Origin of the sequence: Pseudomonas sp. QD4, assembly GCF_049199125.1 — a bacterium.
Taxonomy (GTDB): domain Bacteria; phylum Pseudomonadota; class Gammaproteobacteria; order Pseudomonadales; family Pseudomonadaceae; genus Aquipseudomonas.
In genome coordinates, this window is the sequence record NZ_JBLZOM010000001.1 from 1,771,091 (window position 1) to 1,786,432 (window position 15,342).

Sequence of the window (15,342 nt, forward strand, 5' to 3'; positions counted from 1 at the left end):
GACCTCCGTTATCAGGCCGCCGGCAGCGCGACCGCACCGCGAGCGCGCACCACTTTGCAGAACAGCGCACCCAGTGCCATCAGGCACAGGAAGATCGCGCAGATCAGCGGGTTGAACCAGACCATCGCCACCAGGCAGACCACCGCCAGCACCAGGGCAATCGCCGGCACCACCGGGTAGCCCGGGGCGCGGAAGGTGCGCTCCAGGTTGGGCTCGCTCTTACGCAGCTTGAACAGGCTGAGCATGCTGACGATGTACATCACGATCGCGCCGAACACCGACATGGTGATCATGGCGGCGGTCAGAGTCATGCCTTGCAGGTTGACCAGGCCATCGCTGAGGATCGCCGCGATGCCCACCACGCCGCCGGCGATGATCGCCCGGTGCGGGGTCTGGAAACGCGAGAGCTTGGCCAGGCTCGCCGGCAGGAAACCGGCCCGGGCCAGGGCAAAGAACTGCCGCGAGTAGCCGAGAATGATCCCGTGGAAACTCGCCACCAGGCCGAACAGGCCGATCCACACCAGCATGTGCATCCAGTTCGAATTGTTGCCGACCACCGCTTTCATGGCCTGGGGCAGCGGGTCGTTGATGTTGGCCAGGGTCCGCCAGTCGCCGACGCCGCCGGCAAAGATCATCACGCCAATGGCCAGAACCACCAGGGTCAGGATGCCCGCCACATAGGCCCGGGGAATCGTGCGTTTGGGGTCCTTGGCTTCTTCGGCGGCCATGGCCGCGCCTTCGATGGCGAGGAAGAACCAGATGGCAAAGGGGATCGCCGCGAACATGCCGCTGATCGCCGGCAGGCCGAAGGTATCGGAGCCGGACCAGCCGCCGAGCACGAAGTTACTGAAGCTGAAACCTGGTGCAACCACGCCCATGAATACCAGCAACTCGGCCACGGCCAGCACCGTGACCACCAGTTCGAAGGTCGCGGCGATACTCACCCCGAGAATGTTCAGGGTCATGAACACGAAGTAGGCGCCAATCGCCGCCACCTTCGGGTCCAGGGTCGGGTATTGCACATTCAGGTAGGCGCCGATGGCCATGGCGATGGCCGGTGGCGCAAAGACGAATTCGATGAGTGTTGCCAGGCCGGCAATCATCCCGCCGGTGACGCCAAATGCTCGCAGGCTGTAGGCGAACGGGCCGCCGGCGTTGGGAATGGCGGTGGTCAGCTCGGTGAAGCTGAAGATAAAGCAGGTGTACATCACCGCCACCATCAGTGTGGTGACCAGAAAGCCCAAGGTGCCCGCCGTGCCCCAGCCGTAACTCCAGCCGAAGTACTCGCCGGAAATCACCAGGCCGACGGCCAGCCCCCACAGATGCAGGGTGCCCAATGTAGGTTTGAGTTGTGTAACGGTCATGATCGTGCACCCCGGAAGCCAAGCGACGGTATTTGCCTGGAGTCGAGAATAGTCACAGCGACGGCGCCAAGGCTTGACCCGGGAACGCCGCTTTTGTCGTCTGCGGTCAAGTTTTCAGCGGCGTGCGGCCTGATGCTGCACGGCGGCGCACAAATCTGGCGCAACGCATCAAATCAGGTCACCGACGCCCCCTGTGCGCTGCCACCGATCACCCCAATCGGGCCCCGGGAGCCTGGGCGCTATTGAGTCGCGAAGTAGCAAAGCGCTGTGCACCGGACCGGCCCAGCCCGAGCACCTATGCCTCGCAGCAACCGTCTGCAACCCTTGCGCTCAAGCAGCGCCAGCCCTGGGCGGAATGCGGTAGCGCAACGTCAGACGTAACAAGGTATGACAATTGCTTGAATTATTTTCATACACACCATGACGGTCCTTCATCTCCATGTTCCAGAGCCTGCTTTCGCCCTCACCGTTGAACGCCTCGGGCACCAGCAATCGTGGAGTCTTGTCGGCCGCTGCCAATGGCCTGGACGGCTTTATCGTGCAGCATGGCGGGGACCTGGACCGGGTCTTCGGCCGCTCGGGGATCGACCCCGAGCAACTATTGCACCCGACCCTGAGCCTGCCGTTGCCCAACTACTGCCGGGTGCTGGAAGAAGCCGCCCGGCAAACCGAGTGCGACAACTTCGGCCTGCGCTATGGCCAGCAGTTCCAGCCTCAGGCCCTGGGCCTGCTGGGCTATATCGGCCTGTGCTCGGCGACCCTGGAAGAGGCCCTGGTCAACTTCGCCGCCGCCTTCCCCTTTCACCAGCACAGCACCCTGATCCAGCTGGTGGACCAGGGCGACTGTTACCGCTTTGACTATCAGGTGCGCCACGGCGCCATCAGCGAACGGCGCCAGGACGCCGAATTGACCATGGGCATGGCCACCAACCTGGTGCGTCATGTGCTGGGGGCGGACTGGGCGCCGCGCGAAGTGTGCTTCGAACATGCCAAGCCCCAGGACTGGCACGAGCACCGCGAGGCCTTTCGCAGCGATGTGCGCTTTGGCCAGGCCTGCAACTCGGTGCTGATTCCCAAGCACGAGCTGTACGCCAAGGCCATGCCCGGCAGCGACCCGATGCTGCTGATGTTGATCAAGGATGCAATTCGCCAGTTGGGCGACGGCGGGCGCGAGGTCAGCCTGCTGGATCAGGCGCGCCAGGCGATCCTCGCCACCCTGCACCTGGGGGAACCGTCACTGGATGAACTGGCCCGGCGCCTGGAGCTGTCGGAGTGGACCTTGCAGCGCAAGCTGCGCGACTGCGGCCTGAGCTTCACCCAACTGGTGGACCAGATCCGCCAGGAGTCGGCGATGAACCACCTGCAACAACAGAACCTCAGCGTGACCCAGCTCGCCTCCCTGCTCGGCTATTCGGAAACCAGCGCCTTCTCACGGGCGTTCAAGCGCTGGTTCGGCCTCAGCCCCAAGCAGTGGCGCAGCGCGGCCCACGCCTGACACGGGGCTGTCAGTGGTCCTGGCGGGTCATGTAGCGGTCGAAGTTCTCGATGTAGTCGGTCAGGTTCTCTTCCATCATCAAGCGGAATTCCTCGACGAAATAATCCACCGCCTGCTGCTTGGCCGCCGCCAGTTCCTCGGCATTGCGGCACCCGCAGGCGCTGACCCAGGCACTGAAACGCGAGTTGGCGTACATCAGTGAAGCGCTGGTCTTGCCACGGCTGCTGTCGGCGATCTGGGTGTTGGCCAGTTCGATAATGGCGTCCGCGCGGTTGTAGAAATCCTGATCCGTTTCGTTAGCCGTCTGGTTGGCCGCTTCGTCAGTCATAGGGGCGTTCCTCATCAATGGGCGGAAAAAAGCGCGCCAGTATAAAGAGGTTTAGCGCCCGGGGCCGAGGGCTTTCTCGGACGCTGCGCAGGTGCCCGCTGACAACTGGCGCAGGCTGGCGGCCAGCAGCCGCTCACTGTGGCCCTGGGACAGCACCGGGCTGTTATCCGCCGCCTGCTGCGCCTGCGCAAGATAGGCCTCGGCCTGTTGCCGGCGCCCCTCAAGCAGCGCGCGCAAGGCCTGGCAACGTGGGCGCAGCCAGGGCGCGTACCAATCGGCAACGGCGCTCAGGCCGCTGTCATTCAAGGGTGTCGCATCCTGCTGCTCGCAGGCTTGGCAAAAGGCCAACTCGGCGCGCAATAACTCGATCAAGGCGCTCATGCCGTGCAATTGTCCGGCCCGGGCCTTGAGCAACCCGTCCAGCTCCTGGCTCATCTGCGCCGCTGCTGGCCAGTCGCCGCGATCCTGCGCGGCATTTAGCCGGTAGCTGAAGGCCATCAAGGGTTCGGGCATGGCGCCCTGGTCCAACAACTGAAGATCGGCCACCGGCAGTTGCCCGCTGGGCACCCCGGCCACCGTCAAGGCGGTGAGGCGCGCCTGGGCCAATGCCGCACTCTGGTCATCGCGATGCCGATACCAGGCGATCAGGAGCATGCCGTCGCTGGGCATCACGTGCCACGACGGCAGCAGATTCGCCAGGCCCATGCTGAGGTTGATGGCGGCGAACGCGAGGCAGATCGCCCCAACCACCGAGGATGCGTACAAGCCCAACCCCAGGGCCAGCAGCCCGACCACCAGATTCGATAGCGGCCCCATCACGGCCACCAGCATCCACTGCGAGCGCCAGGGACGCTGCGGATTAGTCGCCGGAATGACATAGCCGCCCAGGCGATTGCGCTTGAGCTGGGGCGACCAGCGCACCCGCCAGCCACGCCGCTGCACCTGTATCTCCAGCGCCGCGATACGCACCAGCAACACCGGCATTCCCGCCAGCCGGGCCCCCAGGTAATGCCCGCCCTCATGCACCACCAGACCGATGATCCCCAGCACAGTGGCCAGGGCCATGGCCAGGAACGGCTGCAGCCCTGACTTTATGCCGAAGCCCAGGATCAGCGCGGCGATAAACCAGCCACTGATCGATATCAGGCGCTGCAGGAGATTGAGCACTCTGTTCAGGGCCTTGAGCCCCTTGCTGCCTTGCATCGCGCGCGTCCTTGAGTGTAAAGCCGATGGTCATCCAGGCGCGCAGCCTGCCAGTTTCCGCCCTGGCGATTCAAGCGCCGATTGCCGCTGGCCGCCTGCGACGCAGGCGGTGCAATCAGGCGCTGGGCCGGCACTCCACCAGCAACAGGTTTTCGGCCTGCTGCCGGCATTCGATGCGCACCGGCAAAAAGCGCTCGATCACGGCCAGGTTGCTGCGCAGATGATCGCTCATGCGCGGCGTGGTAAAGCTGCCGCCCCCGGCCAGGGCCATCGGCAGCAGCAACTGGTCGGCCAGGTGTTCGGCCACGGCCGCTTCGCTGTGCAGCCATTCGCGAGCCTGGTCGACGACCCGGTCCGCCACGGTCTCGGCGCGCACGCTGGTCTGGCCAAAAGCACTGAAGACCTCAGTGAGGTGCTCAAAGGCGAACTCCAGCAACAGCACATTGCCGGGGCCGTGCTCCTGGTCGATCTGGCTCACCTGCAACTGCTCGGCAGCGAACCCCAGGCGCTTGGCGACCCGATCCAGCTCGCGCTCGGCCACGCGCCACGGCACGCCGGCAATCAAGGCCGTGGCCCGTTGCTCAAGCAGCTTTCCACGCTGGGGCAGGTGCAAAGGCTGCAACGACGAAGGCTGGACGAACAGGGTCAGTTCGCCACCGCCCGCGGGCACAAAACCGTGCCGCAGCAGTTGCAGCTCGACCTGCGCGCCCATGCGCCGCAGCAGCGGCAGCCAGGCCCGCTCCAGGGTATCGCTGGGAGGCGCCATCGGGTTGTGGGTGCCACCGCTGATGGTCACCCGGCTGGGTTGCGACGCATGGAGCAAGGCCGGTAGCAACGTCTGCAACACCAGGGTGCAGCTGCCGGCGCTGCCGATGGCGAAACGGTAGTCGCCACCGCGAATCGCCCCGGGTTCGAACGTCAACTGCTGCGAACCCAGCTCGGCCCCTTCGACCCGGGCCTGGCACACCTCGGCCGCCGCCAGCACCGAGGTCAGGTGCTGACGCAACAGCCCCGGCTTGCTGCGCCTGGCGCGAATATTCTTAATCCGCAGCCCACGGCCGGTCACCATCGACAAGCTCAAGGCGCTGCGCAATACCTGCCCGCCGCCGATGGCGCCGTCTATTTCAATCACATCCTGTTTCATCACCATTCCTCAGGCGTAGTGGCCAACCATCTGTCTCAGGTAGGCATCCAGCACGCTGTTGTCTTCTTGGGTGCGGGGCAGCTTGGGCACCGCACGCGCCAATTCCGTTTCGATAAACCGATGCAGGACTGGGCGTCGTGGGCCATAGGTGGCCTCATCGGCGTTGCGCTTGAGCACCAGCAGCTCGGCCACTTCCGCCAGCAGCGCCGGATCGTCGACGGTGCCCAGCAGGTCGTCGAAGGTCATCGGCGGCCGGCCACGGCCCTGGTCGATCCAGCGCACGGCGAGCAACGGCCGCAGCACGTAGAAGTACTTTTTCAGGCGCACGCTGTCGCCTTGCAGGTAGCCGCGAAAATTCTTCCTGGCCATCGACAGGTAATGGCTGCGGGCCGCCGGCGGGCTGTAGAAGGCTTCGGCCAACTCCCGCAGGCGCAGGGTGGCGACGCTTTCGCTGCGGTACACCAGGGGCGAGTCAAGCCATTCGAGCAGGGTCGGGTTGGACTTGCGCAACAGCCCGAGGGTCTTGCGCAGCTCCCAGCCGCTGACGTCCAGTTCGTCGTCCAGGGGGCGTTCGATCACGTCCCGCGGGGTGTCGACCTGGATAAACCACTCGGGCTTTTCCACGTACACAAAACGCACGTCATAGTCGCTGTCGGTGGAGGCAAAACCCCAGGCGCGGCTGCCCGATTCACAGGCATACAGCACCTTGACGTTGCGCTCGCGCTCGATGCGTTCCAGCTCTTGCAGCACCCGCTCGCGCATCGCGGCGTCGAGGGGGTGGCGCTGTTCGAAATCCATGTTGCTCTTCCTTTAATCAGTCGCGCTGGCGACCAGGGCACTGAGGGTCCGGCGCCGAGGGTTCCACACCGTCATGCACCAGATCCCCCACCACTCCAGGCCGCTGGCGAAATAGTCGCTCCAGGGCGGATTGTCGTCGCCGTCCTGCCAGTCGAGGACAAAGCCGTCGACCCAATTGATCACCTGCACCCCCTCTGCGGCTTCCAGGCCCAGCAGGTTGCACCACTCGTGAAACAGTGCCCGGGCCTCCTCTTCCCCACCCTTGAACCGGGTGCCATAGGGCGGCCGGCGAAAGCCGTGGTAGAGCTCCAGCGGTTCCTGGGGCGCCTCCTCGACCCGCAACAAACGCTGCACCTGCTCCGCCGCCAGGGGCGTGGCCTGGGCCCGATGCTGTTCCCAGGTCATGCTGGGCGGCGGACGATGAGCGTATTCCGGGTTCTGGATCAAGGCCCGGTGCCACTCCAACTGGCCGTGCATCAGGTGCTCATGCAACTGCTGCAAGGCCTGGCGATGCAGGGCCTCGTCCACCCGGGTTTCGGCCTCGGGCGCCAGCAGCACGAACTCGAAGACGCAACCGGCCGCGTCCATGCGATTTCGCAGCGAGGCGCAATGGGCCTGCTCGATGCCCTGCAGCAGGGTTGTCTGTCTGATCACGCTCAATCCTTTTCTAACGCAGGCGGCTGACCGTGCCGGGGCTCAGTTCAGCGGCCTCTTCCATTGTCTGCAGTTGTTGCAGCAACGCCTCGCGCAACGCCTTGGGCGTATGCGCGTCGGCCAGGGTGACACGGCCCCGGCACCAGCCCTGGACACAGGTCAACCAATAGGCCTGATCCGCTCCCGCCCGGGCATGACGCTGCAGCAGGTACTGCAACTGATAACCCCGGGGCCACAGCGTCATCAGGGCCGCCCGGCGTTGTGCCGGCAACCCTTGCCAGCCCGCATCCAGGCGCTGGCGCAGCGGCTCGTCGAGGTCCCGCCAGGGTTGTTCGCGCAACAGCTCCACCGCCCGCGTGAAGACCTTGTCCGACTCATCGTCCAAGGCTGCCAGCTGCTGCTCCAGGCCGCGCTCGCCCAGGGCCTCCAGTGCTTGCAGACGCACCGACGCCAAGGGCGATTGCAGGGCCAGGCACAGCAGCGGCTCGGCCGCCGGCTCATTCAGCTCCCGGGCCAGGCCCGCCAGCCCCAGCCATTCACGGCGCGAAGCCGGCGCCGGCAGGGCCAGCCGTGCCAGCAATACCTGACGCGCCTCCACCTGCCATTGCGGCGCCGCCCAGCGGGCCAGGCACCGCATGGCTGCCGAATCATCCAGCAGGGCTCGTTGCAGGTACGCCTGTGGCGCCTGCACCAAACCGAGCAACCGGCGCAGGGCCTTGACCCGGACACTGGCGCCCCGGGTGTGCAGGGCGAACTCCAGCAACGGCACGGCCTGCTCCAGGGGCAATGCCGCGCAGGCTTCCACCGCCAATTGGCGCACCATCATGTCGCGGTGGACCAGGGCCCGACGGATCAGCACCTCAGGTTGCGCCGTGGCCTCGTGCAGCAAGCCGAACAAAAAGCGCGCCGGCTTGCCTTGCAGGCTGACGAACGCCGCTTCGACCTCGGCCCGCACCTCGGGCGCCTGAAGCACCGCACGCGCCGCAGTCAGGGTCGCCAGGTGATCCACCCGCTGCTTGTCGCCCAGGGCGATCAACGGCCCCAGCGCCTGCAACAGCAGGCCGACGTACTCCCGGCGCAGGTAGGGCTCGACCGCCGCGGCGGCCAGTTGCCGAACCTGCGGCACCCAGTCATTGAGGCGCAGCAGCAACGCCGCCAGAGCCTGGGCCGAGGGCCGCTGGCCCAGGGCCCGGACCGCCACTTCGCGCACATACCCCCAACGGAACTGACTCAGGGCACTCCAGCCCTGGTGATCGTCCGGGCCTTGCAGCGCGGCGATCAGTTCGTCGAGCTGATCGGCTTCATAGGGCCGCTGCTGCCATGACTGGCTGCGCAGCTGCTTGAGTTGGGTGATGCAATCCATGTTCTTATCCCTTGACGCACACCACCTGACGCAAGGTGTGCAGCACTTCCACCAGCTCGCGCTGGGCGTGCATGACTTGATCGATGTCCTTGTAGGCCATCGGTATTTCATCAATTACATCGGCGTCCTTGCGGCACTCCACATGGGCCGTGGCGCGGATCTGGTCCTCGAGGGTGAAGGTGTTCTTGGCCCGGGTCCGGCTCATGGTGCGACCGGCACCGTGGCTGCAGGAACAAAAGGCTTCCTCGTTACCCAGGCCACGCACAATGAAACTCTTGGCGCCCATGGACCCTGGAATGATCCCCAGTTCGCCCTTCTTCGCCGACACCGCGCCCTTGCGGGTCACCAGCACCTCTTCACCAAAGTGCCGCTCTTTCTGCACGTAGTTGTGGTGGCAGTTGACCGCTTCCAGCGCCACTTCGAACGGTTTGCTGATCACCTGGCGCGTCGCCTTGATCACCGCCAGCATCATCAGCTCGCGGTTTTGCCGGGCGAAATCCTGAGCCCAACCCACGGCCTCGACATAGTCGTCGAAGTGCTGGCTGCCTTCCTCGAAGTACGCCAGGTCACGGTCCGGCAAGTTGGCGATATGTTGGCGCATATCGGCCTGGGCCAGGTGGATAAACAGGTTACCGATGGCATTCCCTACCCCACGGGAACCGCTGTGAAGCATAAACCAGACCCGGTTCGCCTCATCCAGGCACACCTCGATGAAGTGGTTACCACCCCCCAGGGTTCCCAGGTGCTTGCGGTTGTTGCTGTTGGCCAGCGCCGGGTACTTGTCGGTGATGGCCTTGAACCGTGGATCGAGCGCCGCCCAGGCCTGGTCGGCCTGCTGCGGAATCTCCCCCCAGGCGCCTTTATCGCGGCCGCTGCGGGGCGAGGTCCGGCCATGGGGCACGGCCTGCTCGATGGCGCTACGCAGACCCAGCAGGTTATCCGGCAGGTCGGCGGCGGTCAGCGAGGTGCGCGCGGCGATCATTCCGCAACCGATATCGACCCCGACCGCCGCCGGGATGATCGCGCCCTGGGTCGGGATCACGCTACCAATGGTCGACCCCTTACCCAGGTGCACATCGGGCATCACCGCCAGGTGCTTGAAGATGAACGGCATCTGCGCGGTGTTCATCAATTGCTGCTTGGCTTCGCTTTCCACAGGCACGCCCTGGGTCCACATCTTGATCGGCTTACCGTTGGCCACTTCCAGCAATTGATAGGTTTTGTGTTCCATGTTCTCGACTCTTTTCCGTGGGCCGGCGATCCGGCACAAATTTTTCAGACGCTTCGTTCAATCAGTCAGGCAAACCACTGCAAGCCGAAGCCCGCATAAACGGCGACAAGGGTCAGGTGAAACATTGCAGCACGCTCTACCGTTGAGCTAGCGCCGTGAGGCGCACGGGAGTCGAACCCGTTACCACGCTGTTCTGTAGTTCCACCGGCATTCGCCGGGTCAATCGATAAAACCTGCAAGCCGGGGCCTGCTGGCAGCGACAAGGGGACAGGCACATTTGCTCTACCGACTGAGCTACCCGTTGCCGGGGCGGGGCTCGAACCCGCGACACAATGGAGTACCTGTGGCATTCGCTGCCTCCCGCCGAGGCGGGTCAAAAGGTGCGACGACAAGGGTGTGTGGAAACAGTGGTTGGTGTTCTGCCCCTTGAACTACGGCGGTCTTTCAACCACCGGCGGGAGTCGAACCCGCATCACGAACCTGGGATGTAGTTCCACAAGCATTCGTCGCATAAAACCGCAAATAGGTGGCACGACAAAAGGTGTGACTGAGTAGCCGGAATCGAACCGGCGTATCCATGATGTACAGCCACGGGCATTCGTGCCTTCAGTGCGTGTGACAAGGGTTTGGCGAGACGCCGTCAATGTAGTCCCGCCGGCATTCACACACGCCGAAAATCAATTTCTGTTGCGCCCGCCGGGTCAGCGGCGGACGACTGTTGTTGCCACGATCAGAGCTGCATCGCTTCGATAGCTTCGACCCAGTGCCGCGCACCGTAGTGGCCGGCGGTGAACTGGGCGATCACATCGAACACCGCATCACTGAAGCCGCCGACGTTGAGGATATCCTCGCGGTCCGCTGCCTGGGTGGTGGCGCCGGGTTGCATATCGATGCACACCAGCCGCGCTTGCGGGTTGATCTTCTTGATCCGCGCCCATTGCTGCATCGTCGCGCTGGCACCACGGCGCCGGGCGTCAATCCATGACTCGTTGTCCGAGACCAGGATCAGGGTATCGACCTTGGCCTTGGTATCGGCCAGCCTGGCCAGGGGCGCCGAGCAGTTGGTCCCGCCACCGCCGATGGCCGCCAGTTTCTGTGCATTGCTCATCACGCTGTCGCGAGGGTTGAGCGAGATATCCACCACCTGCACTTCAAACGGCATCACCCGCGCCGCCGGTTGCTTGCGCAGCACCGCTGCCGCCACCAGCGCCGCAACATCGATGCAACGCACCGCCGTGCTGGCTCCCGGACGATAACCGGTGACCGGGCTGTGCATCGAACCCGAGACATCCGGGCACACCACCACTGCACCTTGCAGCGCCGGCACGTTGGCCAGCGACAGCTCGAGGGCATCCTGCAACGCCTCGCGCACCACCAGCGGCACATCGTCGCCGGCCATGCGGTAGGCCGCCAGCAACTGGTACGGGTAGACCCGGGCCTTGGCCACCGCCTCGGCATCCGCCAGGCGCGCCGCCACATACTCGGCGCAACCGGCCACCTGGAACGCACCGTTGCGCGCCAGGGTGTTGAGGTTCATGCGCAGCGCCTGCCAGCCCATGTTCCGCGCCTGGGCCACCCATTGTTCCGGGCTCAGGGTCTGGTTGCTCAGCAACTGAAACGGCACCTGCGGTATCTGTGTGCTGGCCCCGCTGCGAAACATCAGCAGCGAACGGGTCAGCTCCGGCAGCGCCGCAATATCCACCGGCTTGCCGATCAGCCAGGCGAAAAACGCTGCACGCCAGGCTTCCTTGGGTTTGGGGTGAACCATCTTCACCACATCCGCCAGCGACGGCTGGTTGCCCACCGAGGCTTGCAACAGCTGGTATTCGCTGGCGCTGTTCAACCAGTTCTGCACCAGCCGCTTGGGCTGCGAGCCCAGGGATTTGCGCCCGGTGGCCCCGCTGCGCAGGATCTGCACGAAGTTGCGCAGCATCTTGCCGTTGTCCACCACCTGCTCGAACAACTCCGGCACCAGGGCCGAACGTTGTGCGGTCAGGGCCGAGAGCATCAGCGCCGGCATGTCCTTCATGTGCCCTTTGCGTCGGGCATACAGCGCGGCCTTGGCCACATAGCGGCTGTCGAGTTCGGCCACCAGTTGCAGCACGTCGGCCAGTTGGCTTTCGGCCGAGGCGTAAAAGGTCTGGTTCAGGCAACCGGTCACTGCCAGTTGTGCCAGCTTGTGCTTGGCACTGTAGGCGTAGGCCGGGGCCTGGGCCGCGTTCAAGGTGTCGCAGGCTGGCAGGGTTGCCGGTTGGCTGTTGAACAGCTTGAAGTTGGCCATCTTGGCGTCTCGCTCTGTTGTCTCGTTCGTTGCTAGAGATATTGCAGAGCACGTGCCAGGTTTGTTTTTTTGGCTGAAATTATTTTTAACTTATTTATTTATATAGCTTTATTTTTACAAAAGAATTTAAACAGTGTTTTAGGCAAGCGTAATACCCTGGATTTATTTATCCTTTCATATCGCCTTTTATCCGAGGATATAAACATGCTCGCCAAGCGCACGGTCGCCATCGGCTTTATCGGCTCCAACCTCGACCGCGTCGGCAAGGGCGCCAATCGCTGGAGCCATTGGCGGCCCAGCGTCGGCCTGTGCCAGCAGGACGACCTGCTGCTGGATCGCCTGGACCTGATCCACGGCACCGAAGCCCGCGACCTCGGCCTGGCCGAACGGGTGCGCGAGGATATCCGCCAGGTCTCGCCGCTGACCGAGGTGCGCCTGCACCCCATGGAGCTGCGCAACCCCTGGGACTTCGAAGAGGTCTACGGCGCGCTGCACGACTTCACCACCGACTACCCGTTCGACACCGAGCACGAGGACTACCTGGTGCACATCACCACCGGGACCCACGTGGCGCAGATCTGCTGGTTCCTGCTGACCGAGGCCCGCTACCTGCCGGCGCGGCTGATCCAGACCTCCCCGTCCCGCCGGCGCAACCTCGACGAGCAGGCCACCGGCACCTACGCGCTGATAGATCTGGACCTGTCGCGCTACGACCGCATCGCCTCGCGTTTTGCCCACAAGCGCCTGGAGGGCCTGGCGTTTCTCAAGTCCGGGATCGCCACGCGCAACAGCGCGTTCAACCGCTCCATCGAGCAGATCGAACGGGTCGCGGTGCGCTCCAAGGCGCCGATGCTGCTGATTGGCCCGACCGGCGCCGGCAAGTCGTTCCTGGCGCGCCGCATCTACGAACTCAAGCGCAGCCGGCATCAGGTCGAGGGGCGCTTTGTCGAGGTCAACTGCGCCACCCTGCGCGGCGACGGCGCCATGTCGACCTTGTTCGGGCATATCAAGGGCGCCTTTACCGGGGCGCAGAATGCCCGCGACGGCCTGTTGCGGGCGGCGGATGGCGGCATGCTGTTCCTGGATGAAATCGGCGAACTAGGGGCCGACGAGCAGGCGATGCTGCTCAAGGCCATCGAGGAAAAACGCTTCTTCCCCATGGGCGCGGACCAGGAGGTGGCAAGTGACTTTCTGGTGATCGCCGGCACCCACCGCGACTTGCGCGGGCGGGTGGCCGAGGGCCTGTTTCGCGAAGACCTGTATGCGCGGATCAACCTCTGGACCTTCGACCTGCCAGGGCTGGCCGGACGCCGTGAAGACATCGAGCCGAACATCGATTTCGAGCTGGAGCGCCATGCCCGCGAACAAGGGCGCCTGGTGCGCTTCAACCTCGAAGCGCGGCGCCGCTACCTGGCCTTTGCCAGCTCCGGGGAGGCGGCCTGGCTGGGCAACTTTCGCGAGCTGTCGGCGTCGATCACGCGCATGGCAACCCTGGCCGACAGCGGCCGCATCGACGAAGCCCAGGTCGCGGAGGAAATCCAGCGCCTGCGCTATGCCTGGGGCCTGACCCAGGAACACGACGACCTGGCGCCGCTGCTGGCGGACGAGCTGCAACTGGACCTGTTCGACCGCCTGCAACTCAAGGCCGTGATCGGCGTCTGCCGCCAGGCCGGCAGCCTCTCTGCCGCCGGCCGCCAGCTGTTCGGCGTCTCCCGCCAAGCCAAAGCCACCCCCAACGACGCCGACCGCCTGCGCAAATACCTGGCCCGCTTCGACATCGACTGGAAAAAAATCAGCGAAACCCAGCCCTGAACCCGTAGCCGAGCCTATCGGCAGCCGCTACAGAGGTACGGCGAACACCGCGTTGGCGCGGGCGACGGGGCGATCGCCGACGTGCAGGCTGACGGTGGCGAACGCCATTTGCCGACCGCGTTTGGAGTGTTCCAGGCGCACGTCGATCCACTCCCCGACCCGCACCGCGCCAAGGTAGTCGAGGGTCATGCTGGCGGTGATCAGCGGCAACGGCGGATCGCTGGAGAACGCCATGGCGTAGCCCATGCCAATGTCCGCCAGGGTGGCGATGATGCCACCGTGCACCGTGCCGCGACCATTGGCGTGGCGTTGATCGGCGCGCAGGCCGATCTCCAGTTGCAGGCCACTGCCTCGGCTATAGACCGGGCCGATCAGCTCCAGTAACGGGCTGCTGCGCGACAGCGGGCTGTAACCGTGGGGAATGTCCGGGGCGTCCATGGGCTGAATCCTTTAAAAAGAGGTGCCTGATATGTAGTGCACCCAGGCTCCGCTGCCCAGCTGTATCAGGACGGCAAATCAAACCCGATAAGCCAGACGAAAGCCCTTCCCAACCTATCGATCAGCGGTAAGATGCGCGCCAGAAAAAACGCCACGACCCACGATCTCAAGGAACGACCATGCACCACCCGGATGGCAAATCCACCACCCTGCGCCGCCTCGCCCTCGTCCTGCTGAGCAGCCTGACCCTGAGCGCCTGCTCCGGCGGTGGCGACTCCTCGTCAGCCGAACTCGCCGGCGCCCGAGGCAAGGCTGGCGCCCTGCTCGCCTACGAACACCAACTGACCCTGTCGCTGCCCGCCGACCTGGTGTCCGCCCGCCTCACCGCCACCCGTGAAGCCTGCGAAAACGCCCAGTTCGGGGCCTGCAACGTGCTGCGCATCGAAAACGGCAAGTACCGCTCCCAAGTGATTGTGCGCATCGTCCCCGACGGTGTGGAGCCCCTCGTCAAGCTCGCCTCCCAGGGCGCGCAACTGGCCGAACGAGTGACCACCGCCGAAGACCTGGCCGACGCCGTCGCCGACGTCCAACGCCAGCAGGAACGCCTCAAGGCACAACAAAAACGCCTCGACGAACTGGCCGCGCGCCGCGATATCACCGTCAGCGACCTGATTGCCCTGAGCAAGGAACAGGCCGCCATCGAAAACGACCTGCAAGCCCTGGCCCAGGCCGCCGCCGGACAGCAACGACGCCTGGACACCAACCGCCTGACCCTGAACTTCGAACCCACCGACAGCAGCGAAGGCATGTCCAACCTGCGCCAGGCCTTCAGCAACATCCTCGGCAACCTGGCAGACGGCACCGCCAGCGCAGTGGAAAAAATCAGCCACGCACTGCCCTTCGTAATCCTGGCCTTCCCCCTGGCGCTGATCTGGGTCTGGCTGTGGCGCAAGTTTGTGCGTCGACGTAGTTGAGAGTGAGGTGCGAGCCTGTGGCAGTGGTTACAGAGCGGAGATCGCCTGTAGCCACTGCCGAGGCACGAGGCTGCGCTGGTCAGTAAAAGGACGGGACGCGCAGGTATCGATCCAGGCCGGCCGGAGGGCCGCCGCCTTGCTCTTGATGTTGATCTGCAGCGCCCCGTTAAACCACGATGGCCGAACGCAGGCAGTGAGCCGTGGGCAACCCGGCAGGACGCCCGGTTAGCCGCGCTGGGCCAAGGATGGCCCATCGC

Annotated in this window: 13 protein-coding genes; 3 read left to right on the forward strand and 10 right to left on the reverse strand. The window is 64.7% G+C overall.

Annotated elements, in window-relative coordinates; genetic code table 11:
- Positions 1-11: 11 nt before the first annotated feature.
- Positions 12-1,367, reverse strand: coding sequence for an ethanolamine permease (gene eat / locus ACOZJV_RS07630; RefSeq protein WP_078472713.1), 1,356 nt, complete (start codon positions 1,365-1,367; stop codon positions 12-14).
- Positions 1,368-1,803: 436 nt separating this feature from the next.
- On the opposite strand from eat, the gene qhpR reads away from it, so the two are divergent.
- Positions 1,804-2,859 carry an AraC-like transcriptional regulator QhpR gene (gene qhpR, locus ACOZJV_RS07635; protein WP_421547252.1) on the forward strand — a complete coding sequence of 352 codons (1,056 nt, stop codon included), beginning with the start codon at positions 1,804-1,806 and terminating at the stop codon, positions 2,857-2,859.
- Between the two features lie 10 nt (positions 2,860-2,869).
- Here the strand turns inward: qhpR and ACOZJV_RS07640 are convergent, their stop codons facing one another.
- The 8 genes from ACOZJV_RS07640 to ACOZJV_RS07675 all read right to left on the reverse strand — a co-directional run bounded on the left by ACOZJV_RS07640 (position 2,870) and on the right by ACOZJV_RS07675 (position 11,861).
- Complete coding sequence (locus tag ACOZJV_RS07640; RefSeq protein ID WP_078472715.1) at positions 2,870-3,187, reverse strand: DUF3144 domain-containing protein; 318 nt, start codon at positions 3,185-3,187, stop codon at positions 2,870-2,872.
- Positions 3,188-3,238: 51 nt separating this feature from the next.
- Positions 3,239-4,390, reverse strand: a complete 1,152-nt coding sequence (locus ACOZJV_RS07645) for a M50 family metallopeptidase (RefSeq protein WP_421547253.1) — start codon at positions 4,388-4,390, stop codon at positions 3,239-3,241.
- Positions 4,391-4,505: 115 nt separating this feature from the next.
- Positions 4,506-5,534, reverse strand: a complete 1,029-nt coding sequence (gene rtcA / locus ACOZJV_RS07650; RefSeq protein ID WP_201130449.1) for an RNA 3'-terminal phosphate cyclase — start codon at positions 5,532-5,534, stop codon at positions 4,506-4,508.
- A gap of 9 nt (positions 5,535-5,543) precedes the next feature.
- Positions 5,544-6,332: a nucleotidyltransferase domain-containing protein gene (locus ACOZJV_RS07655; RefSeq protein WP_421547254.1), complete on the reverse strand. Its 789-nt coding sequence runs from the start codon at positions 6,330-6,332 to the stop codon at positions 5,544-5,546.
- A gap of 12 nt (positions 6,333-6,344) precedes the next feature.
- Positions 6,345-6,986, reverse strand: a complete 642-nt coding sequence (locus ACOZJV_RS07660) for a hypothetical protein (protein ID WP_201130447.1) — start codon at positions 6,984-6,986, stop codon at positions 6,345-6,347.
- Between the two features lie 13 nt (positions 6,987-6,999).
- Positions 7,000-8,349: a PBS lyase gene (locus ACOZJV_RS07665; RefSeq protein ID WP_078472721.1), complete on the reverse strand. Its 1,350-nt coding sequence runs from the start codon at positions 8,347-8,349 to the stop codon at positions 7,000-7,002.
- Positions 8,350-8,353: 4 nt separating this feature from the next.
- The gene (locus ACOZJV_RS07670) at positions 8,354-9,580 is read right to left on the reverse strand and encodes an RtcB family protein (RefSeq protein ID WP_201130446.1); all 1,227 of its coding nucleotides are present in this window, start codon (positions 9,578-9,580) and stop codon (positions 8,354-8,356) included.
- A 730-nt stretch (positions 9,581-10,310) separates the two neighbouring features.
- Positions 10,311-11,861, reverse strand: coding sequence for an RNA-binding protein (locus ACOZJV_RS07675; RefSeq protein WP_421547255.1), 1,551 nt, complete (start codon positions 11,859-11,861; stop codon positions 10,311-10,313).
- A gap of 204 nt (positions 11,862-12,065) precedes the next feature.
- Here ACOZJV_RS07675 and rtcR point away from each other — a divergent pair, with 204 nt between their 5' ends.
- Entirely contained in the window at positions 12,066-13,673 is a 1,608-nt protein-coding gene (rtcR, locus tag ACOZJV_RS07680) for an RNA repair transcriptional activator RtcR (protein ID WP_421547256.1), read from the forward strand.
- Between the two features lie 27 nt (positions 13,674-13,700).
- Here the strand turns inward: rtcR and ACOZJV_RS07685 are convergent, their stop codons facing one another.
- The gene (locus ACOZJV_RS07685) at positions 13,701-14,111 is read right to left on the reverse strand and encodes a PaaI family thioesterase (protein ID WP_078472725.1); all 411 of its coding nucleotides are present in this window, start codon (positions 14,109-14,111) and stop codon (positions 13,701-13,703) included.
- Between the two features lie 179 nt (positions 14,112-14,290).
- Between ACOZJV_RS07685 and ACOZJV_RS07690 the strand changes: the two genes are divergently transcribed.
- Positions 14,291-15,085, forward strand: a complete 795-nt coding sequence (locus tag ACOZJV_RS07690) for a DUF4349 domain-containing protein (protein ID WP_421547257.1) — start codon at positions 14,291-14,293, stop codon at positions 15,083-15,085.
- The last annotated feature ends 257 nt before the right edge of the window (positions 15,086-15,342 follow it).